Annotated in this window: 20 protein-coding genes and 1 pseudogene; 10 read left to right on the plus strand and 11 right to left on the minus strand. The window is 60.2% G+C overall.

Features of this window, described 5'->3' with window-relative positions; genetic code table 11:
• Positions 1–91: 91 nt before the first annotated feature.
• Positions 92–1,006, minus strand: a complete 915-nt coding sequence (locus IPM54_20270; GenBank protein ID MBK9262126.1) for a hypothetical protein — start codon at positions 1,004–1,006, stop codon at positions 92–94.
• Positions 1,007–1,072: 66 nt separating this feature from the next.
• Between IPM54_20270 and IPM54_20275 the strand changes: the two genes are divergently transcribed.
• Positions 1,073–2,224, plus strand: a complete 1,152-nt coding sequence (locus IPM54_20275; protein ID MBK9262127.1) for a hypothetical protein — start codon at positions 1,073–1,075, stop codon at positions 2,222–2,224.
• A 60-nt stretch (positions 2,225–2,284) separates the two neighbouring features.
• Here IPM54_20275 and IPM54_20280 read toward each other — a convergent pair whose 3' ends face one another.
• The 7 genes from IPM54_20280 to IPM54_20310 all read right to left on the minus strand — a co-directional run bounded on the left by IPM54_20280 (position 2,285) and on the right by IPM54_20310 (position 6,930).
• Entirely contained in the window at positions 2,285–2,428 is a 144-nt protein-coding gene (locus tag IPM54_20280) for a hypothetical protein (GenBank protein ID MBK9262128.1), read from the minus strand.
• Between the two features lie 34 nt (positions 2,429–2,462).
• Complete coding sequence (locus IPM54_20285; GenBank protein ID MBK9262129.1) at positions 2,463–2,711, minus strand: hypothetical protein; 249 nt, start codon at positions 2,709–2,711, stop codon at positions 2,463–2,465.
• A 15-nt stretch (positions 2,712–2,726) separates the two neighbouring features.
• Positions 2,727–3,314, minus strand: a complete 588-nt coding sequence (locus tag IPM54_20290) for an ankyrin repeat domain-containing protein (protein ID MBK9262130.1) — start codon at positions 3,312–3,314, stop codon at positions 2,727–2,729.
• Between the two features lie 2 nt (positions 3,315–3,316).
• Positions 3,317–4,267: a hypothetical protein gene (locus IPM54_20295; protein MBK9262131.1), complete on the minus strand. Its 951-nt coding sequence runs from the start codon at positions 4,265–4,267 to the stop codon at positions 3,317–3,319.
• A gap of 562 nt (positions 4,268–4,829) precedes the next feature.
• Positions 4,830–5,525 carry an ankyrin repeat domain-containing protein gene (locus IPM54_20300; GenBank protein MBK9262132.1) on the minus strand — a complete coding sequence of 232 codons (696 nt, stop codon included), beginning with the start codon at positions 5,523–5,525 and terminating at the stop codon, positions 4,830–4,832.
• Between the two features lie 8 nt (positions 5,526–5,533).
• Complete coding sequence (locus tag IPM54_20305; protein ID MBK9262133.1) at positions 5,534–6,268, minus strand: hypothetical protein; 735 nt, start codon at positions 6,266–6,268, stop codon at positions 5,534–5,536.
• Positions 6,269–6,771: 503 nt separating this feature from the next.
• A complete protein-coding gene (locus IPM54_20310) occupies positions 6,772–6,930 on the minus strand; it encodes a hypothetical protein (GenBank protein ID MBK9262134.1) in 159 nt (52 codons plus the stop codon).
• Positions 6,931–7,209: 279 nt separating this feature from the next.
• On the opposite strand from IPM54_20310, the gene IPM54_20315 reads away from it, so the two are divergent.
• Both IPM54_20315 and IPM54_20320 read left to right on the plus strand, forming a co-directional pair.
• Positions 7,210–7,722 (plus strand): hypothetical protein, encoded by a 513-nt coding sequence (locus tag IPM54_20315; GenBank protein ID MBK9262135.1) that lies wholly within the window; start codon positions 7,210–7,212, stop codon positions 7,720–7,722.
• Positions 7,723–8,100: 378 nt separating this feature from the next.
• Complete coding sequence (locus IPM54_20320; GenBank protein MBK9262136.1) at positions 8,101–8,676, plus strand: hypothetical protein; 576 nt, start codon at positions 8,101–8,103, stop codon at positions 8,674–8,676.
• Between the two features lie 34 nt (positions 8,677–8,710).
• Here IPM54_20320 and IPM54_20325 read toward each other — a convergent pair whose 3' ends face one another.
• On the minus strand, positions 8,711–9,937 hold the full coding sequence (locus IPM54_20325) for a DUF1015 domain-containing protein (GenBank protein ID MBK9262137.1): 1,227 nt from the start codon (positions 9,935–9,937) through the stop codon (positions 8,711–8,713).
• 169 nt (positions 9,938–10,106) lie between these two features.
• On the opposite strand from IPM54_20325, the gene IPM54_20330 reads away from it, so the two are divergent.
• Genes IPM54_20330 through IPM54_20340 form a run of 3 tightly spaced genes read left to right on the plus strand, consistent with a single transcriptional unit; the run spans position 10,107 to position 13,463 of the window.
• A complete protein-coding gene (locus IPM54_20330; GenBank protein ID MBK9262138.1) occupies positions 10,107–11,678 on the plus strand; it encodes a helix-turn-helix domain-containing protein in 1,572 nt (523 codons plus the stop codon).
• Positions 11,602–13,092 (plus strand): glycosyltransferase family 39 protein, encoded by a 1,491-nt coding sequence (locus tag IPM54_20335; GenBank protein ID MBK9262139.1) that lies wholly within the window; start codon positions 11,602–11,604, stop codon positions 13,090–13,092. Before IPM54_20330 ends, IPM54_20335 begins: the two co-directional genes overlap by 77 nt.
• Before the next feature lie 44 nt (positions 13,093–13,136).
• A complete protein-coding gene (locus IPM54_20340; protein MBK9262140.1) occupies positions 13,137–13,463 on the plus strand; it encodes a TerB family tellurite resistance protein in 327 nt (108 codons plus the stop codon).
• Positions 13,464–14,016: 553 nt separating this feature from the next.
• Here IPM54_20340 and IPM54_20345 read toward each other — a convergent pair.
• Positions 14,017–14,928, minus strand: a pseudogene (locus tag IPM54_20345) (AAA family ATPase).
• 83 nt (positions 14,929–15,011) lie between these two features.
• Here IPM54_20345 and IPM54_20350 point away from each other — a divergent pair.
• Positions 15,012–15,611: an isochorismatase family protein gene (locus IPM54_20350; protein MBK9262141.1), complete on the plus strand. Its 600-nt coding sequence runs from the start codon at positions 15,012–15,014 to the stop codon at positions 15,609–15,611.
• A gap of 174 nt (positions 15,612–15,785) precedes the next feature.
• On the opposite strand, the gene IPM54_20355 is transcribed toward IPM54_20350, so the two are convergent.
• Positions 15,786–16,700: a hypothetical protein gene (locus tag IPM54_20355; GenBank protein ID MBK9262142.1), complete on the minus strand. Its 915-nt coding sequence runs from the start codon at positions 16,698–16,700 to the stop codon at positions 15,786–15,788.
• Between the two features lie 76 nt (positions 16,701–16,776).
• Between IPM54_20355 and IPM54_20360 the strand changes: the two genes are divergently transcribed.
• From IPM54_20360 to IPM54_20370, 3 genes are all read left to right on the plus strand, one after another.
• Positions 16,777–18,420, plus strand: a complete 1,644-nt coding sequence (locus IPM54_20360) for a DUF1592 domain-containing protein (GenBank protein ID MBK9262143.1) — start codon at positions 16,777–16,779, stop codon at positions 18,418–18,420.
• Positions 18,417–19,772 (plus strand): DUF1552 domain-containing protein, encoded by a 1,356-nt coding sequence (locus IPM54_20365; protein ID MBK9262144.1) that lies wholly within the window; start codon positions 18,417–18,419, stop codon positions 19,770–19,772. The genes IPM54_20360 and IPM54_20365 overlap by 4 nt, the downstream gene beginning before the upstream one ends.
• 132 nt (positions 19,773–19,904) lie before the next feature.
• Positions 19,905–21,737 carry a hypothetical protein gene (locus tag IPM54_20370; GenBank protein ID MBK9262145.1) on the plus strand — a complete coding sequence of 611 codons (1,833 nt, stop codon included), beginning with the start codon at positions 19,905–19,907 and terminating at the stop codon, positions 21,735–21,737.
• Positions 21,738–21,745 lie beyond the last annotated feature (8 nt).

The following is a 21,745-nucleotide window of genomic DNA, read 5'->3' on the forward strand; positions in this document are numbered from 1 at the left end:
TCATTTCGCGCTTGCCGTCGCTGGCTTTGTCGTGGCGAGGTGAAGGCTGGCATCATACGTTGCCAGGATCGAAACAACGGCCAAAGAGTTGTCAATCGCACAACCACGCGCCCAGCACCGCCAATCCTGCGGCAAAGGGAGTTGGGACGTCGAGCGCCAATGTGGCGCCGCCAAATCTTCGTTCCACGAATGCGAGGCGTCCGAAAACGTCGACACGAACGGCAAACGGGCCGCGTACGAACAATTCGGTTCCAATACGAACATTACCGCCGATCATCAAATGCAATTCGTCATGAATAGGTAATTGTTTCGAATACAATGCCGTCGTCGCCAAACCGCCGCAGAATCGCACGGCACCGCGGACCAAACACAACGAACCCACGAGCGGGATGGCGTGTGTGCGAATGGATTCCGACGTCTGCGATGTCCACGACCCCTCGAATTCGATGCGCACATGGGACCAATGGCGCCATGGGGCGTAGCTGAGGAGCACATACGGTCCTCCGCCGAGCCCCGAATGAATGCCCGACCCGACGAATGCGCCAATGCCAATAGAGGAGCGATGAAGCGTTGGTGCATGCGTGATGGTTGGCACGGGCGGCGCAGGCGGTGGGGACGTTGGCAAGGGACGTGTGGGCGGCGACGGAGCGGATGGTGGGCACACGGGACAGATGACCGGTTCCTTCGGCGGAGGTGGTTCGAAGGCGCCCAGCAGCTCTGCTGCATCCTGGGCGGCACCATGCAGCACGAAGTAGCACTCGGCCGTGGCTGGATGTTCCGTGAGGCGCTCCGCCACGACGGCGCCCTGGGCATCGAAGAGCGACACCTCCACTCGTTTGCCGCCCGTCGGCGTCCAGCGGATACGCACCACCAACCGACGCTCGGCATCCTCCCGCAACACGCCGTTGGGAACCCATGCGCCCAGAATCGAATCAAAAGCATCGGCGTCGTTGCACTTCTTGGGGGCGCGTGAGGCGTCGAAGTCGAGTCGTGTGGGAGGGATCACGGGCGGCTCGTGCCCGAACGCGGGTTGAGCGGAAAAAACCAGGCCCAGCACGGCCATCGCCAGGGCATGACAAAAATTGAAAAAATGTTGCGTGATACGGGTACGCTCGCGCCCTGTACCTGCATGGGCAAACGACCTACGGAATTCCCTTTTGGTTTGTCGGCCGATCAATTTGCCAAGCTCACGCGAGAAATGTTGGGCGTCGCGCGACGGGTGACGCGTGATTCCGGTGCTTCTCCTGAAGACGCCGTGCAGCAGGCGTTCGTCAAGGCACTACTCAAGCCCAGCAACGAACTGCCGTCAATCCAAAATGACAAAAAGTTTGTCGCAAGAATGTGCGAGCTCGTGAAGTACGAGGCCCTGACGATGCGCACCGACCAGCGTCGCCGAGCGGAACGGGAGATTGGTGCTGGCACGGATATCGCCGAACTGCCTGGGGTTCCACCGGCCGCCGGGGTCGTGGAAGCGCGCAAGATGCTGGATTGTGCCATAACGGCACTCAAGCCGGCGGATCGGGCGTTTCTTCATGCGCTGTACGCTGAAGAAAAGACCATTGACGACATTGCGACAGAGCAAGACGAACCCTGGTCTACGGTGGATTCGCGTCGGAGGCGGCTCTTGGCGCTCCTACGCGCGGCCATTCGCGCGACGATAGCCGCGCTGGTGCTGGTGCCGAAGCGCGCGCGCGCGTTTGTCGCACACATGACGCAACAGGCCCCGCACGTGGCGTTGCAGGCGACGCAATTCAGCAGCGCTATGGCGGTGACCGTCGTTTGCGGCGCGCTTTTGCCCACGAGTTCGTCGGCGAATACTTCCCCAGTCATGGCCGCGGGTTTGACGCCGTACAGCATCCCGCAAACGACCACGACGCAAGAGGCAAGTTTGCAGCCATCTTTCGTCCCCGAGGTTGAGCCGGAAGAACCGGAAGCCCTTGACACCGTGACAAACCAGTGCTCGGGTGTGGACATGAAGTCCGCCAAGATTGCAAGTTATCTCCAAGCAACCGCACTCCCATTCGCTTTGCTGGTCGCCCCGGCGCTCACCCAAGTCGCGTGCGCGGGTGCGGAACAACAAACGTCGCCCCCGCGGCAACCCGCGGACGACGATGATCCTGACCGTGATCACCGGCACAACATACTCTACCGAATCTATTGCAATCAGGAACGAGCGCGCGGGAACAAGTGCATGTCAAAGGAAGAGTGGGAAGCCCGGTATTAAAACGCATGCCGCTTGCCGCGCTGACAAACCAATGCTCGGCTTTGGAGTCGCTCGGCATCCCTATTCCCAATCCGCCTTTTTGAATTTCAAGCCCGGATGGCCCGGAACGGGAATCAGCTCGTTCGGGTCCTCTCCAGCAGCGAGCAGCCGGGCGAGAGCGTCGACGTCGTGGTTATCGATCGCGCGGTGGAGTTCGGCGCTCATGATTATAAACCTGACATCGGATGTCGGGGCGCGATCAAGGTTTCCTGCTCGCGCGACGGACAAGGACGACGTCCTCATCGTTCTCCAGGGATTCAGTAACTGAGAGGCCCAGGCCAGCTCCTTCAATCAGGACGCCACCGTCGGGCGATGACCAGGCGTCCGCGTCCGGTGTGTTGGGAAGGAGCACCTGGAGAACGACGCCCTCAACGAATCGATTACCGCGTCGGATCGCTACGACATCTCCTTCCATCACTTCGATTCCGCTCATGTATTTGTATTTCATGGTGCCCGTGGGCGCTCACGACTTTGGCGAAAGCAACTCCAGGGCGAGGTCATACTTCTCGGCATTCTCCTCGGTGCGCTCGGGGAGCCGTTCCCACGCATAGTTGTGATCTGCATCGAGTGCGCTGATCGAAGCGCCCCAGGCCAGCAGCAGCCGGATCATCGCAATGTCCAGGCGATACGCGGCGTGGCCAAGCGCGGTCATCCACTCGAAGCCGGTGGATGCATCAATTGTCTTCGCCGCCCCCGAACGCAGGAGCATCGCCGCCATCTTCAGGTCACCTTCTTTTGCGCACAAGGCAAGCGGCATATCGCCCTCGGAGCTCCTGACGTTCGGGTCGGCTCCCGCGGCGAGGAGCATCAGCGCGGATTCTGGCTCTTTACACAACATGGCCGTCAGGAGCGGCGTTACATACCGAGCTCCGTCCCAGATATTCGGGTCGGCCCCAAACCGCAGAAGGAGCGCGACGGCTTCAAGATCTCCAATGGCGTTGTGAAGGGGTGCGTAGTCCCTAAGCTCGTTCGGGTCCTCTCCAGCAGCGAGCTGCCGGGCAAGGGTGTCGAGGTCGTGGTCCAGGACCGCTTGATGCACTTTGGCGCTCATGGCTACAGTCCTGACATTGGATGACCGGGCGCGCAATTGACCGCCTCGAGCGCCTCACACAACGTGTTGCCGTTGATGAGATTTTGGATTTGTTCGGCATGCCCTTTAGCGGCTGCATCGGTTGCGTTCTTGAAGCATTCATCCATCACCTTCTGTCGAGCCCCGATGCACACCCTCGACGCCGCGATCCGAGCGCGGATGAGCGAACAAGGGTACTGCGGCTGAAGCGTGACGCCGTCCTTGGGTGGGCGGCAGGGCTGCCCAGGCAGAGGACGAGCCGATGGACAAACCGCCTTCTTCGCCTTCTCCAGCTCATTGAGCCGCTTGTCATCGCAGGTCTGGCCGGGCTTCCGCGTTACGCCGATCGGGATCGGCGGGGCCGTCGTCGTCGCGGTGGGTTTGGCCGTCGCCATCGGCCAGCCCGTCGTGATCGCGGTGGGTTTGGCCGTGGTCGCCGTCGCCATGTGCACCATGACCTGCACGGTGTACACGGAACCAGCCACGACCATGCCCAGCGCGAGCAAACAAGGTGGCGACGCAACGCAAACCGCAAGCGGTACTGCCGGATTGCCCAGCAGCATGCGCGATTCCGGCTGTGCAAGCTCGCGATCGAAATTCTCCGAGCGAGGGCGCAGAAGATCGTATTGGGTGAGCGAGCGGATCGATGCAGCTATGCATTGCTCGAGCTCTTCATCGCCAATGGTGGAATCGACCAGCGTAATGGTCTCGACTTGACCGTTGCTATCGAGCGTCACGTCATATTTGACGATTTGGTCCGCATCTCTGACGTGATGCGTGTGCTCGAAAGCGCACCCTCGGATCGGCGCTGCAACGTGCTCGGGAATGTCCGCAACAGGATGCTGAACGCCCCCGCATCCCTGAGGCACGAACGCAAGACCCAAGCACACGGTAAAGCTTAAGGACAATGCAAGTTTATTGATGGTGGGAACCATGGTGCGATGGCATCCGATGCGGTGCTCCTTGGTCAAGGTGAAACGCGCATGCGTTCCGGGTACAACATCTGGCATCTGGTTGTGCGTACGAAGATACGCAGATCAGCCGCGAGGCTGACTAGCCGCCGCATTTTCGTTTGCTCACCAAGAGTCCACTATGACCAACCTTCACGCGCGACCTGTGGCGCGGCCCCGCCCTCATGCACAACTGCGTAGGCATTGCAAGGGAAAGCCTATGCAAGCCCACTCCTCGTTTCGCGAGCAAACCCACGCGACCCGCTCGGCACGCGGACAATGGGCACCACCAGAGGCGTCGCAGGCGGGGATCGTTCTCCATGGTGTCTTTAGGGGTTGGGGTTGGTGCACCCAGGGACGCCCAGATCACCGACCAGGCCATCGTCCAGGAGGGGCTTGACTTTTGAGGCGAAACGGTAAACCGGGGAGGACAAACCCCTGCGACTGCACGTTGATCACCAGGACCTGCAGGCAGTTGAGACACACCGGCGGCATCACCTGCACGTTATTGCTCGGATCCACGATCGGGTGGCCCGTGGCGCTAGCACTACGCAGGCGGGTCGCCGAGCAGCGCGCGAATCTCCCGAAGGCGCTCCTGGGCGGCAGGATCCTCGGGGACACGACCTAGCTCAACCGTGAACTGGAGTCGCTCGAACACCGTGATGTCGTCTGCGTCTCCAACAAGCGGATCTGCGCCATGAGCGAGCAGCAGTTTCACCATCTCGACATTGAGCCTGGTTGCCGCAAACCCCAATGCATTCATGCCAGCAGGCCCCCCTCCCTCATGGATGGTTTTGTTCGCACCGCACTGAAGGAGGAGCCGAGCTATCTCCAGATAGCCGTTCTCGGCGCAGAAACAAAGCGGCGACCCACCCTCATCGTCGCATATGTTGGGATCAGCGCCCGCAGCCAACATGAGCCGTACGGTTTCGATGTGATTCATCACCACGGCAATATAGAGCGGGTCCCCCTCCGTGTTCACGTCCCAACCTTTGACCTTGGCGCCGTGGCGCAGGAGGAGGACGACAGCATCGATCGATCCTGCAGGCTCCGGTCCGTAAGGGCCGATCGCTTCGCGCGCTTGGAGCGCGCCGATCGCAGCCTGCAATGGGAATTGTCGGCCACTCTCGTAGAGGGGATAGCGCGGTTTGCCATCCTCATTTGGATCTGCGCCGGCGGCAAGAAGCGCCGCCAAGCGATCGACGTCGCGCGTATAAATGGCTTCAAGAAGAATGTCTGACATGGATAACCTTACTTTCCTGCCATGGGATGACCCTTGGCGCAGTTTTTCAGTTTCAGGGCTTCGCAGTGGTCGAGCCCTCGCTGGCGGTTGTCAATCTCCTTCTTGTGCACGTCGTCTGGTTTGCCGCCAAAGCACTTGTTCTGAACCTCCCACCGCGCTGCCAGGCAGGCCTGCCTTTGCTGGATGCTGAGCTTGATCGCGGAGCAGGGGATGACCGGCAGGTTATCCTGTATGATCTTGCTACTCCCCCCGCAGGTCGCGGCGAAGCCCTTGTCGCAAATCTTGTGCATCTCCTTTTCCAAGCGAGCCATCTCGTCGTCCTCACACGTCTGGTTCGGATACTTTCGCGGTAGGGCGATCGGGATCGGCGGGGCCGTCGTCGTTGCGGTGGGTTTGGCCGTCGCCATCGGCCAGCCCGTCGTTATCGCGGTGGCCGTGGTCGCGGTCGCCGTGTGCACCATGAGCTGCACGGTGTACACGGAACCAGCCACGACCATGCCCAGCGCGAGCAAACAAGGTGGCGACGCAACGCAAACCGCAAGCGGTACTGCCGGATTACCCAGCAGCATGCGCGATTCCGGCTGTGCAAGCTCGCGATCGAAATTCTCCGAGCGAGGGCGCAGAAGATCGTACTGCGTGAGCGAACGGATCGAGGCAGCTATGCATTGCTCCAGCTCTTCATCGCCGACGGTGGAATCGACCAGCGTAATGGTCTCGACCTGGCCGTTGCTATCGAGCGTCACGTCATATTTGACGATTTGGTCCGCATCTCTGACGTGATGCGTGTGCTCGAAAGCGCACCCTGGATCGGCGCTGCAACGTGCTCGGGAATGTCCGCAACAGGATGCTGAACGCCCCCGCATCCCTGAGGCACGAACGCAAAACCCAAGCACACGGTAAAGCTTAAGGACAATGCAAGTTTATTGATGGTGGGAACCATGGTGCGATGGCACCCGATGCGGTGCTCCTTGGTCAAGGTGAAACGCGCATGCGTTCCGGGTACAACATCTGGCATCTGGTTGTGCGTACGAAGATACGCAGATCAGCCGCGAGGCTGACTAGCCGCCGCATTTTCGTTTGCTCACCAAGAGTCCACTATGACCAACCTTCACGCGCGACCTGTGGCGCGGCCCCGCGCTCATGCACAACTGCGTAGGCATTGCAAGGGAAAGCCTATGCAAGCCCACTCCTCGTTTCGCGAGCAAACCCACGCGACCCGCTCGGAGCAGGTGCTTGCCCGGGGCCGTCAGCCCCACGCGCGACGAAATCGTCGACCACCCTCGACGATTTCGTCAGCCAACGCGACGACATCGCCAAGCCACTCGACGATTTCACCAACGAACGCGACGACATCGCCAAGCCACTCGACGATTTCACCAACGAACGCGACGGAATCGTCAACCACCCTCGACGACTTCGTCAGCCAACGCGGTGACATCGTCGACCCGATCGACGATCTCACCAACCAACGCGACGAAATCGTCGACCACCCTCGACGACTTCGTCGACCCACTCGACGATCTCACCAACCAACGCGACGCAATCGTCGACCACCCTCGACGACTTCACCAAGCCCCTCGACGACGTCGTCGCCACCCACCAAGGCTTCGCACTGTTGGCAGATACATGTTGACGCCCGTTTCCCGGCATGCAAACGTCCAAACCACCTTGGAGGAGGTAAATTATGAGCAAAGTCACCGGTGCAGCCTACGGGGGACCGCTGGAAATCTCATTGAAGGATCTCGATGGACACTTGATCGACCTACCCAAAAACGCAATGCAACGTCTTCGTTCAGCGCAAGACGGCATTGACGACGTCATCACCGAGCTTGCACAAAGCGTCCCATTGCATGGCGAGGATGCCGGCATCACGTCCAAGCTCTATCAAAGCTTCGTGGACGATACGGCGATCATCGAAAAGTTCGAGGCGGGCGAGAGAGAGCTCGAAAAGCTCCTCGAAGTCGTACGCGAAAGCCGAGCGAGAAAGGTGCACAATCGCGAAAATACGATCGCCCAAATGGCCGACGCGGCCAAATCGACCGCGCACCGCACTGGCGACAAGAGCATCCTCGCACCCTTCGAAAAAACCATTCGATACAATTCACAGATTGCTGAAAAAGCCGCGCAAACGCGACGAAAGAATGCCGAAGCCAAAGCAGCGGAGGGAAATCCGCCCGATGGCAACGGCACGCCATGACACTGATCATGCGTCGTGCTTAGGAAGTGGACGAGCGCATCGCCTACGCCCTTGCGTGTGGTGACGTCCGCAACCGCAGTCCCTTTTCCAGCTCATGCGTCCGGAGCAATATCAAGCTGCGCCACATTGGCAATTGCATGAAGGCGGATCCTTCCTATGGTGAAGGCATCGCGAAGGCTCTCGGTATTTCGCTGAGTGATGTCAAAAAGTGAAAAACGCGACGGAGAAAATCATGAACATCGACATTGGCATCGAGGCCAGCAAGCGCCAGGAGATTGCGACTGGGCTATCACGCGCCCGCGTGGCCTCCGCTCGTGAGCCTGAGGGTTCTGCTTGCGAGTCGCGCGGCGCCGTGGAACATCCCTCCCGCTGATGCCGATCTCTCGCCGTCGCGCCATGGCTCTCGGTTTGACCGCGCTCGTCGCGGGTGGCGGGGCGATTTATTGGATGGCGAAATTCCCGCCGGACAGCACGCCGGAGGGTGCTTACATGCGCATTGCCTACAACCTTGCGCATGGCGACGTACGCATGTGTTTTCACTATCTCGAAGACCGCGCGCAGCACGCCGCGTTCAGCATTCGTGATTACCGGCGCAAAGCGAGCGAGCGTATCGAGAAGGCGTATCCCGAACCCGAACGTACGCGGCTGCTCGATGCGTATCGCGCTCATGCAAGCGCCGCCGATGGCGCCGATGTTTGGGTGGAAATGGCCAACCGAAAGGGGTTTGTCGCGAGGCTGCGTCGCGACCTATCGGGCATTGGAAAAGTCGAAATGGCTGGCGAACGCGCTACCGTCGAAACGGCGCGTGGAACCCGATATGGCTTTCGCCGGCGAGAAAATGGTTTGTGGGGTCTGACGCTGTTTACCGCCGACCTCACGGCAGAGGCCGAACGAGCGGCTCGGGATTGGGACATCGTCGAGCGGGCTGCGAAGGATTACGAGCGGGGGAAGTGAGGGTTTTAAATTCTCTTCCTGGCTGAAGCGCCGTCTAAAACGCGTGCACGAACAGCCCGCTTCGCAGCTTCGGCTCGAACCACGTGCTCTTTGGCGGCATGAGCAACCCCGCATCGCTCACCGCGAATAGCTGCGAAATCTGCGTCGGATACAGGTGCAACCCCAGCGTCATGTCACCCGCATCGACCCGCTTTTCGAGCTCCCGATAACCTCGAATACCGCCCACGAAGTCGACATGTTTGTCCCGGCGTGGATCCGACACGCCGAAAATCGGCCCCAAAATCAAATCCTGCGCGATCGAACAATCCAGCGACCGCACCGGATCCACATCCCGCTCTCCATCCTTTGGAGCGCGCAACACGTACCACTTCCCCGCGATGTACGCGCCAAACGTCCTCGGCTCCTTCGGCGTCGCAGCCTCGCCATCACTTACTTGCTCCACCTGCATCACTTTTCCAAGTCGTGCGAGCAGCTCCTCGGCCGAGCGCCCTTGCAGATCGCGCACCACCCGGTTGTACGGCATGATCTTCATCTGATCGTCCGGAAAAACCACCGCCAAGAACACGTCGTGCTCGCGCCCGTCTCCGCGACACGCCTGATGCACCCGAGCCGCGGCTGCGCTTCGATGATGCCCGTCGGCCACGTACAAACACGGCACCGCTTGCTCGAAACGTTCTTCGAGCTCCAGCGAGGTTTGTCGGCTTAGAACCCACAGCCGATGCCCCACGCCATCCGGTGTCGTGAAGTCGTAAATCGGCACGCCCTGTGTCGTCGATGCGACCAGCGCATCGATTTCCGAGTCTTTGCGGTACGTCAGGAAAACCGGCTCGTCGTGCGCACCGAGCTCCTGAATGTGTCGCGTGCGATCGTCTTCTTTGTCGGCCCGCGTCTTCTCGTGCTTCTTGATGCGATCGTTCAGATATTCGGCAACCGAAGCACATCCCACGACGCCCACCTGCTTGTGCGCGCCCATCGTTTGTTCGTACAGGTACAGATGCGGCTCGGCGTCTTGCACCAGCGCGCCTTGGGAAACGAGCTTTTCGAGGTTTGTCATGCCCATCGCGTAGACCGCGTCGTCGTGTTCGTCGGTGCCTTCGGGCAAGTCGATCTCGGGCCTTGAAACGTGCAGGAAACTCGAAGGTTTGTCCTGTGCGAGGACCCGAGCTTCCGCCGTCGAGATCACGTCGTACGGGGGACTTGCAACGTCCAGCGCCTGGGCCGGAGGTGGACGATATGCGCGAAACGAGCGGACGATGGCCATACCTGGCGGGTTAGTCGCGTTCGCGGTGTGTGTCGAGTTTGGAACGAGGCAAATCCAGATCTGACCCGGTTTCATCTCGACCGTGCCCGTCCTGTGGTAGACGTCCCCCGTGCCCCAGCACAACGACGAGTCGCCCGATCGGCTGACGCCCACCATACCGCCGCCGCCCATGATCGAGTCGACCTCGGGCGTTCGGTCCAGGCGCGTCATCGCCGTCGGCGGCGGACGAGGCGGCGTTGGCAAGACGCTCCTCACGGTCAACCTTGGCGTCTACTTCGCCCAGCTCGGCCGCGAAGTCGTCGTGTGCGACACCGACCCGTTCGGGAGCAATCTCCACGGCGTCCTTGGTCTCGAAACGCCGCCGCTCGTCACCAGCGAAGCGCTCGAAGAAGGCAAAGCCAAGCCCGTCAACACCATCGTCCCCGGCTTGCGACTTCTTCCGACCGCGTACGATCCCATGACGGCCACGCCCATTCGTCCGAGCCGCGGATCGCATTGGGCCCGCCAAATCGACAAGCTCGACGTCGACTACGTTCTCATCAACCTCGGCGCTTCCACCACCGCATCCACGCTCGACCTCTTTCTCCAGGCCGACGTCGGCATCTGCGTCACCGCCCCCGAACCGCTCGCCATCGAGACCACGTATCGCTTCTGTCGAGCGCTCTACTTGCGCGTGTTGCGTCGCGCGCTCACCAAGGAACGCTTCAAGCTTCGCCTCGTCGAACGCGTCATCGAAGCCCTTCCCGCGCTTGCGACTCCGCCCATGATCGTCGCGGAGATCAAGCGCTACGACGACGGTGTCGCCAAGGTCGCTGCGCAAGAAATGCTCCGCGTCGCTGCGTACTTGGTCATCGGACAAACCCGACTTCGCTCCGACCTCGATCTGGGCCCCTCCATGTCCATCATTGCCGAGCGATTCCTCGGCATCGCGCTCGACTACCTCGGCCACATCGAACACGACGATGCCGTGTGGGTCACCGTTCGCAGGCGCCAGCCGCTGCTCATCGACAGCCCCACATCCAAGAGCGCACGCAACATCGAACGCGTCGCTCGCCGCATCCTCGCGCTTCTTGCGGCCCAGAGCAGCACGCGCCGCTCGGAAATCCCCGCACGCAGCCCCACGCAGCAAACGCGCGCAGCGTTGCCCGTCACGCTCTACGAAGTGCTCGGCATTTCTCGCACATCGGCCGACGATGAAATACGCCGCGCCGTCAAACGTCAGCGCGAGATCTTCCGCGAAGGCAGCTTGCCTTTGTGCTCCGTCGTTTCACCCGACGTCCTCAAACAAGTTCAAACGCGCATCGAAGAAGCCCACGACACCCTCCTCGATCCCGTTCGACGCCGCGCGTACGACCTCTCCACCTTCCCCGACGACGTCCCTGCCGCAGCGCCTCCGCAGCGCAATCGCGACGCAGCGCGGGACGCCGAGCTTGCCATGCTTCAGGCCGAGCTCGCGCGCGAGATCAACGCCGAGACCGAATTCACCGGCGCGCTCCTCCGCAAAGTGCGCGAATCGCAAGGCATCGAAATCCCCGAGATCGCCCAGCGCACCAAGATCAGCGTTGCGCATCTCGTCGCCATCGAAAACGAGGCCTTCGGCGATCTTCCCGCCCTCGTGTACGTCCAGGGATTCGTCCAACAAATTGCCAAGTTCTTGAAGCTCGATCCCACCCAGGTTGGCAAGACGTACACCCGCCGCCTGCGCGACCTCTCCGACCTGCGCTCGAGGGGCGGTGGATAGCTTCTTTCGAGATTCCCGCGATCGCCTTTTTTCCGCGATCCTCTTCGTCATCGCGCTCTTGCCGCGCCTCTACGTCGCCATCGCGTGGGCCCGCGAGCCCGTATGGGACGGCCATTATTACGACTTTGGAGCTCGTCGCATCGCCGAAGGTTTTGGCTATTCGGACGACATCATCATTGGAGGCAACACCGTTTGGCATCCGTGGTGTCACTACCCCGTCGGATACAGCGGTTTTCTCGGCTTTTTCTATCGCATCTTCGGATCCGGTCCCGCCGTCGCGCCCATCGTCAACGCCGTCACCGGCGCTCTCCTTGCCGTCTTGATCCATCGCCTTGCCCGTTACGCAACCTCGCAAAACCGAGCGCGCATCGCGGGTCTGCTCGTCGCGACAAACCCCGGCCTCATCATCTACGCCGCGCTGCTCATGACCGAGCCTCTCGCGGCATTCGGCCTCGTTCTATCTGCTTGGCTCCTCGCGCGTGACGTACGAGCCAAACCCATCCGCGGAGCCTTGCTCGCGGGCATCGCGCTTGGTCTCACCACCCTCGTTCGCCCTCAGAGCCTGCTTTGCGCTCCAGCGCTCGGCCTCGTTGCATTTTCGGGCAGCGCTCCTCTCCGAGCCCGCTTGCGCCGCGCCATCGTCGCCGTTGCGATTGCCTTGCCCGCGGCGTTTGTCGTGGTCCTCCCGTGGACGCTCCGCAATTGCCGCGTCATGGATGGTTGTGCGTTTGTCTCTACGAACGCCGGATGGAACCTGGCCATCGGTTCATTTCCGCGGGCAACTGGGCGATTCGAGACCTTACGCGCGACCGACGGATGTCCTGTCGTCACCGGTCAAGTTCAGCAGGACAGGTGCTGGATGGACGAGGGCCTCGCGTGGATTCGCAAGGATCCCGTCCGTTGGCTTGGTCTCGTTCCGAAGAAGCTCTCGCATACGTTTGACCACGAATCATTTCCCATCGGGTACCTTGGCGAGGCAAACCCATCGGCGTGGCCCGAGGAGCGCAAATTCCTCGGCCGCGCGGTTCTCACCACCACGCACTGCGCGCTTCTTTCGCTCGCGGCGCTCGGCCTCGTCGCTAGACCATCGCGCAAGAAAGGCTTCCCAGCGTTTTTCGTGCAGCTCGCGGCGCTTTTCACCGTCGTGCTCCTTGCGCTTCATGGCGCCTATGCCGACACGCATCCCTTTTGGCCGCTTGCCGTCGTGCTCGTGCTCTTCGGCGTTTTGCCCATGCCTGGAGCGCCTTATCGAGGCGGAGTCATCGGGTATCTCGTCTTTGCCGTCGCTTCCGTCGCCGTCACCCACGCCATCTTTTTCGGCGAAGATCGTTATCACCTCGTGATCACGCCCGCTTTGTGTGTCCTTGCTGCATGTGCGCTCAGGCGTTCGGACGAACGACCTGTCGAGGCGTGATTCGTGCTCTTTCGAGCGCCGGTGAATCTGGTACAGTGCGCGGCATGTTGAAGCATTTGAGCCGCGAGGACCGCCTGCGCGTAATGCGGTTCGTCTGTTCGTTTGCTTGGGCGGATCTCGAGATCAAGTCCAAGGAGCGCACGCTCGTTCGCAAGATGATCAAGGAACTGCATCTCGAACCTGACGAAGTGAAGCTCGTCGAAGGCTGGCTCGAGGTCCCGCCGCGCGCCGAGGAGGTCGATCCGGCGTCGATTCCGAAGGCGCATCGGCAGCTCGTGCTCGACGCTGCGCGGCGCATGATCAAGGCGGATGGAGAGATCGATCCGGAAGAGGCGGAGAGTTTGGAACTACTCGAGCAGCTTCTCTCCTGATCGTTTGACGACAAACTAATTTGGGTTCGCGTGGTGCTCACTTTTTGTGAGTGATGCCCACCCCCGGTCCGTGCTCGGTGCTATCGCACCTGCGCGCGTCCCGCCCCCCCCCCCCCCCCGCCGCGCGCCGCCCCCGGGGGGGGGGGGGGCCCCCCCCCCCCCCCCCCCCCCCCCCCCCCCCCGTTCTCGGCCCCGGGCCCCCCCCCCCCCCGGAGCAAAAAACCCCCCCCTTGCTGGCGTGATTTCAGTACCGGGGGGTCTGGTGCGATTTGGTGGTCGGGTCGTGCGTGTGGAGTTGGGTATCGGCCGGGGGAAACACCCCCGCAAAAAAGGAAGCTTCTGGGCGCCCCCGCGAGCGGGCGCCCCGCCCGCGGGGAGGGGGGGACCGCGCCCGGGCGGCCGGGCGGGGGAACCCCGGGCGACACCGCCCGGCGACCCCGGCGCGGGCCGGCGCGCCGCGCCCCCCCCCGCCGCAGGAGAGCGCAGGCGAGGGGGCCGGGATGGCGCGCCCCGGCGCTTTGCGTGGCCCGCCCCGGAGCGTTACTTCGTTTGCCGTGTTATACGCCAGCGAAGTGAATAGCGAGTTCAGTTCTTGCACGTCCTGAATGCCGTACAGACTCGGCAAATCCCGCAGCAGAACTTTGTCAATGATATCGCTGCGTATGTATCGTCCTGGATCCGATCGAATGGTGTCGGACAGAACCACCTCAGGATAGCCGCCGAAATTCAAATAATCGATGAAGCGACGATTTAGCGCGTCGATATCGCGTACAGAATAGTCCGACACGAAACCATCACTCGACGGCCGCCGTTCAACGAGCTTTTCTTCACGAATAAGCGCCAAATATTCATGAAACGTGAGCGGCGGGAGCAAAAAATCCGTAAACCTCCCAGCACCCGATTCCAAGCTCTTCAGTCGTAGCGCTGCTGCTGCCGATCCCGTCACGACAAACCGCGATGAGCGGTATGAGTCCACGAGCAGCTTCAGATGTCGTTCCCATTCCGGCAAATATTGAATTTCGTCGAAAAATATATAGAATCCTTTGGTTGACGCATCTCCGATGGCTTCCCGAATGGCGGCAAATAATTCCTCGAGTCCCAACCCATTGTAAATTGGATGCTCGATCGTGATGTATCCAATTTTTTTCGGGTCCACTCCGTCGTCGATCAGCTTCTGGATCATGTGGTGCACGAGCACCGTTTTGCCCACGCGTCGCGGACCCATCAGCAAAATCGCGCGTCGTACCGTCGTCTCTTGAACCAGCCGTGCGAACAAATGAAAATACTCCCGGCGCGACATGTCCCCGTAGAACTCGTCGATCCGATGCGGCTCCGACCACCATGGATTTTCCGTCCGGATGCGCTGAAGTACCTGTTCTCGAGGGATCGTTCGCACGTGGTCCTCGCTAGAGTCAGTCGACTGATTCTGTTTAACCCGCGACTGCAAGCGTGTCAAGCGGTGCATCGTTGCTGTACCTTTCCCTCGCCCGTCGTGATATCGTCGCGCCTCAGCACACTCCAACAAACCCCGTGTTCCAAGGAGCCTCCATGTCCACGCCGACCACGCTTCGCAACCTCGTTGGCCTTCCCAATCAGCCCCATCGTTTGAGCGAATCTGCGCTCGTTCTCATCGATTGCCAAAACACCTATCGCAAGGGCGTCATGCAGCTCGAAGGAGTCGAGCCTGCGCTCGAAGAAGCTGCGCGCTTGCTTGCTCGAGCGCGCGCCAAGGGCACGCCCATTTTTCACATCATGCACGACGCCGGCCCCGGCTCTCCGTATGACGTCCGCGCAGAAATCGGACAGATTGCCGATATTGTTGCACCGCGCGAAGGCGAGCCCGTCATCGTCAAGAACTTCCCCAGTTCGTTCGAACAAACCAATTTGCACGAGCAGCTCCAGAAGATTGGCGCGAAAAACCTCGTCCTCGCTGGCTTCATGACCCACGTATGCGTCAATTCCACTGCTCGCGCAGCCTTCAATCGCGGTTATGGCACCACCGTCGTTGCTGCGGCGACCGCCACCCGTGCATTGCCCGGACCAACGGGCAACGTTTTACCCGCCAGCACCATTCATGATGCGGCTCTCGCTTCGCTGGCCGATCTTTTTGCCATTGTCGCTACGGCACAATCCGACATCGGCGATTGAAAGACCACACACAATCTCGCAAGAGGGTGAAGTCGTCGATTTTTCTGCCCCTCGTGGTGGGTCCCACTGTTCGAGCCCGCGTAGCGGGCGAGTTTGGGGGGACCGCGAGGGGCAGAAAAATCGATGACTTCGCCCGAGGTTTCAAATAGAATCAACGGCGACGCTGTACCACGCCTAAGGCAAACACATTCGCAGCGTCGATCCGTAAAGTCCCCCCGGACCATCCACCATCACACGAAACACTTGCTCCGTCGTGTTTGCCGGACACGAACATCCGCCCGTCCATGGATTGGCCACGCGGCATTTCGGCTCCAAATCGTCCACTTGAAACACTCCGCCAAACGTTTTCAATGGCACGTTTTTGTTCCCGCAGAAAATGATTTGCGTGCCCACTTCGCCATTATCGCACGGCAAACGAATGATCGACCGAACCGCAATCGGATCGAATCCCGAAGGGCGCGCGCATCCTCCACCCGCCAGCGGATTGCCCACGCGACATTGCGCATTTGCTCCGCACCATCCTGGCGCATCGTCCACTTGATACGCCCCGCCAAAATCGCTCGTCGACGGCAAGCTCGTCGTCGCGCAAAGCCGCAACTTCGTCGCCGATCGCATCGGTACGCCCGGACAATCACTTTGTACTGCAAGCGACAGCTCCGACGAAGGACTCGGACACGAACAGCTCCCCGTTAGTGGATTGGGCGTACTGCACCCCGCACATTCCGCCGGATACGATTCATGCGCCCCAAAGAAATTTTTGCAATTCGTCGGATCCTCGACCAACGCCCCATTGCACGTATATACACATTTCCCGTTCGAGCACGACCCTGGACCGTCAGGACCCGCCGCACAGGCATTGTTGCATGCTCCGCAATGCGCCGCGTTGTCCTCGACGCGCACGCATTTGCCATCGCACAAGTCTTCCCCGGACAAGCACCCGTGAACGAACGGTCCCGACCCTGGCCCCGACGAGCTCGAATCACCACCATCACCACCCGCACCCAGGTTCGATGGCGATTCGCTGCACCCGGTAATCAAAAGCGCCAAACCCATCATCGACACGGTAAGCACTGCGGAAAACACTGTCATGATGCCCAATCTATCACGACGCTCGTGCCATGACATTCTCTCTTGAGATTGCGTATGATCCATGTATTCTCGGCTCATGCGACATCGGTTCGCGCCCATCCTTCTATCCTTCGTGGCGCTTGCAAGCTGCGTGGGTGTCATCGGCGATCAGGAACAAGGGAACACATACAGCTCCACGGGAGCTCTCTTCGTACCTGCCGAAGCCACGCTTCATCGCTTGACGCGCCCGCAACTGCAAAACGCGTGGCTCGACCTTTTCGGCGAACCCCTCGTGGCTCCGGCCGATCTTCCCGCAGACGATGTGCTCTACAACTTTTCGTCCATCTCGGCTGCGCGCAGCACCATTTCGCCTGTCGACGCCGAGAAGTACGAGAATGCAACCTACGCGGTGCTCGATCAGGTGTTTGCCAGCGCCGCGCGCCGCGATGCGCTCGTCGGATGCCCCGCCGGCGTCGTCGATGATCCTTGCGTGCGCCAATTCATTACCGCATTTACCTCGCGCGCCTGGCGAAGACCCGTCGCGAATGCCGAAGTCGATACGCTTCATGCGCTTGCCAAGGACATTGCCGGGCAGCTCGGCGACGGCTCGCACGGCATCAAGTACATGCTCGCCGCGGTATTGCAATCGCCGCATTTCCTTTTCCGCGTCGACATTGGCGAAATGGGCCCCGATACGTACCGGTATTCGAGCTGGGAGATGGCCAGCCGGTTGTCCTTTCTTTTGCATGACGCCCCACCCGATGAAGCGCTACGAACGGCAGCGCAGAATGGCGAATTGACGTCGCCCGAAGGCATTCGCGCGCATGCCCAGCGGCTTTTGGACGATCCAAGGGCCCGCGCGACGCTCGTTCGGTTTTTCCGCGACTTCATGAGCCTCTCCAAGCTCGATCACCTCGACAAACTGCCCGACAAGTTCCCGCAGCTTTCGGCCACGCTCGGTCCTTCCATGCGCATGCAGATGGAACGGATGTTCGAGCAGAACGTATTCGAGCGCCAGGGGGATTTCCGCGAGCTTTTTACGACGCGCGATACCTACGTCAACGAGGACCTTGCGCGCATTTACGGAATGGATGGCATCACGGGCCTCGAATGGGTCCCCGTCACTTTGCCCGACGATGGACGTCGCCCCGGCATTTTGACGACGCCCGGCTTTTTGGCATTGAATGCCCACAAGAGCCAAACGTCGCCCACGCATCGCGGGCGATTCATCCGCGTCAATCTGTTTTGCCAGGACATACCTCCGCCTCCACCTGGAATCAATACGACGCTACCCGAGCCTGATCCGGGCGCACCGACGACGTTGCGTGTAAGGCTCGACGAACATCGCACGAATCCGCAATGCGCTGGATGCCACGAACGAATGGATCCCATCGGTTTCGCATTCGAATCGTACGACGCGATTGGTGTTCATCGCGAAGTCGACGAAAATGGCCTCGCCATTGATACCAAGACCGTCGTGGAAGAAACCCATCTCGATGGCGCCCATGACATGGCGGCGCTCGTTGCATCGCTGCCGAACGTGGGCGCATGCATTGCGCGAAGGTTTTACGAGCATGCTGGGGCGCACTTGGCGGGCAGCACCGACGAAGCTGCCGTCGAATCGCTCGTGGATGATTTCGTCGCGGGTGATTATTCATTCAAGCAGCTCGTCTTGGCGCTCGTCACGAACGAGGGGTATCGCCTCGCCAGCCCTGCTTCGACGAAAGAGGTGCAGCCGTGAAAAGTCGTATTCGTCCTTCGCGCCGCATGTTTTTGCGCGGGGTGCTCGGCGGCGCTGCCGTCGCCGTGGGGTTGCCCTTATTCGACTTCATGTTGAACGACAATGGCGATGCGCTCGCCAGCGGTGATGAAATCCCGACGCGTTTCGGCCTGTGGTTTTTTGGCAATGGCGTGCACCTCCCCACGTGGACGCCGCCGAATGTCGGCCCGGATTGGAACGTTCCGCCGGATTATGCGCTCGCTGCGCTTCTGCCGCTCAAGGAATACGTCAGCGTCATCAGTGGATTGTCCGTCAAAACCCCGCGTCATCCGCATCATTCCGGCATGAGCGCCGTGTGTTCGGGTGGACCTCATTTGAAGATCGACGACGTGCGCGATACCATCGTTTCGACGATGAAGTATCCGAGCATCGATCAGGTCGCGGCGCAATATTACCAATCGCTCGCGCCGAGCCCATACAAATCGCTGGAAGCCGCGGTGACTCGTTTTCGAGGCACCGACGAAGGAACGTCGTTTCAGCATTTGTCGCACAATGGCAGTTCGGCCGGAGAAACCAACGTCAACCCATCCGAGGAATCACCGCACGCATTTTTCGCGCGCATTTTTAATACGGAAACGGCCGGGCCGCTCGTTGCCAAAGCCCGCTCCAGCGTGCTCGATGCCGTGGGTGGTCAAATCAAAACATTGCAAGGCAAGCTCGGCAGCAAGGACAAACAGCGCCTCGAACAACACTTGACGAGCATTTCGGAAATTCAATCCAGGTTGACCATTCCGACGGCGCAATGCACCAAGCCTGCGGATCCGGGGGAATTCCCCGACATTGCATCGAACGAGCAGATCACCGAGAAAAACAAGGCCATGAGCGACCTCATGACGCTCGCGCTCACATGTGGCCTCACGAGGTCATTTTCGATCATGTATTCGACATGCGGTTCGGGCGCCGTGTTTTGGATGGTTGGAGCGACCGACGGGCAGCATTACATGAATCACACCGAACCTGCGCCGTACACGAAGCAGCAGGAGGCCATGCGGTTTACGATGAAACAATTGGCCTACTTCTTGGAAACGCTCAAGAACACGCCCGAAGGCGCGGGCAATTTGCTCGACCATTGCTCCATCTTCGTGTCGAGCGAACACGCCGAAGGTTGGAGCCACGAGCAGGACGACATGCCCATGCTCGTTTGCGGCAAAGGCGGCGGCCGATTAAAGGGTAACGTCCATGCGCGGCTCGTGGGTGCCAACGTCAGTATGGGGCCCTTCACGGCATTGCGCGGCGCGGGCCTTCCGCTCAACACATTCGGGCACGAAGAAGGTCACGTGACGAGCCCGGTTACCGAGCTTCTGACGGGATGACCGCGTCCTCCGCGTAGAAGCCGGCAAGGACGATAAGCTGCGCTCGGCCGCGAAATTGTCGAAAATCGTGGACACGCATGTCCGTGTCGGGCTACGGTCGCCCACTTCGAGCATTTCTCGGGAGGGCAGCTCATGTCCAGTGTGCGGACCGTCGATTTCAATGCATTACCTCAACACATACGCGAAAGACTCGTCGCGTCTTTCAAGAAAACCGGATGGCCGCAGCCCATCCTTTCGGACACCCCGTCCTTTGGTTGCGCCGCTTTTGGCTGGGGATTTCTGGCGCTCATGGGGATCACCACCAGTTTGGGCGCGCTTCTTTCTGGTTTTGGCGATCGCCGCCAAGGTCCGGCCGCCATTCTCGCCCATGGATTGGGTGCCGCCCTCGTCATCGTCTCCGTCCTCATGATCGTCCGCGGCGTGCTCCTTCGCCGATCATTGCCGTTTCCGCCCGGCAGATACATGCTCCCGCTCGATTTCATCGTTGCGACCGAGCGAATGCTCAAAATCATTCCGATGTCGTCGCTCGTCAATTTTCAGGGCGTCCATCAGCATACCAACGGAGCGTATACCGGCACGACGTTGACCTTCACGTTCGAAGGCAACATCAGCGAAAGCATCACGGTCCAGGGCAAACACATTGCCGAGCAAGCCATGGGCATGCTGCAGCAATCGCAAGCGGAGGTTCGCGCGGCCGCGCAAGCGCGCGACGCAACCGTCCTTCAGCGTTTGGATCCTTTTTTCGAGATCCGAATGAATGAAGCGTGGAACCAGCTCGCGCCTCAATCCAATGAAGTCCCCGCCCCGTCTGCTCGATCGCTCCCGGGTTTCTTGTCGAGCAAGGCCGTTTGGGGCATTGCATTCGCTGCCATCCCGTTCATCGGCGTGCCCCTTTGGGGCGTATGGAACATCGTCAGTGACGAGGTCATGTTTTCCAAGGCCAAGACGAAAGACAGCGTCTACGGATACGAGGGTTACCTCTATACGGGCAAGCGCCACGAAAACGAAGTTCGTACGGATCTATTGCCCAAGGCCGCATTCAAAGAAGCGAAGAAAAAGGGCACGGTCACGGCACTTCGCGACGTATTGAAAAAGTATCCGGCCAGTGTCGTCGACGCGGATACGCGCAAAGAAATCCACAACGTCTTCGAGAAAACGAGAAAAGACTTCCACGAGCAGGCGTCCACGAACGATGCGCGCCTATTGCCCTTCATGGACAAACTCATCGACCATCTCGAAAAGAACGAAGCCAACAAGGTCGAAGTGCGATTTCATAGTCCTTCGTCCGCGTCGCTCGAAGCCGTCGATTCGCTGCTCAAAAAACGCGCCGGTGATCCTTTCGGCGATGGCAACGTCATTCCCGTCGCGCCGCATTTCAGCGACGCCGATTGCATCGCTCGCGAATCCGTCATCGTCAATCGCCTTGGAGATGGTTTTGCCGCCATCTTCCCCGCCGACATCATGACTTTGTCCAATGGCGTGCGCATTGCGGAAAAAGGCGTGGAAGAGCCGCTCCTTTTGGGTTCGGCCGCGAAAACGAAAAAACCTACGGATAAAAAGGAACCGGAAAAACCCAAGGTCGACATGACGGGCCTCACGGTTCCTACGATCGACATTCGATATCGTGTCGGCTGGGCAGGCGACATTTATAGCGAATCGAAGGGCACGCGAAAATTCGTCGGGATCGTGGTGCACTTCCAGGTCGCCATGGTCGTTCCTGGCGAAACAGACGTCTTTGATTTCGAGCTCGAAGTCATGCCCCCGGAGACGTTCACGGTGAATTATCAGTCCTATGGAGGGCTGCTCGGTGCCGGCAATGACGGCGGGCCTTCCGAAGGTCGAGTGTACGACGTCATGGCCGCTCGAGCCTTCGATCAGCTTTCGTCGAAGCTCCAGACCGTGTTCTTCCAGCCAGGATTCAAGCCCAAGGGCAAGGGTGGTTTGAAGCGAAAAACCAACCTTTGAAAATACGC

This window comes from Polyangiaceae bacterium (assembly GCA_016715885.1).
Taxonomy (GTDB): domain Bacteria; phylum Myxococcota_A; class Polyangia; order Polyangiales; family Polyangiaceae; genus Polyangium.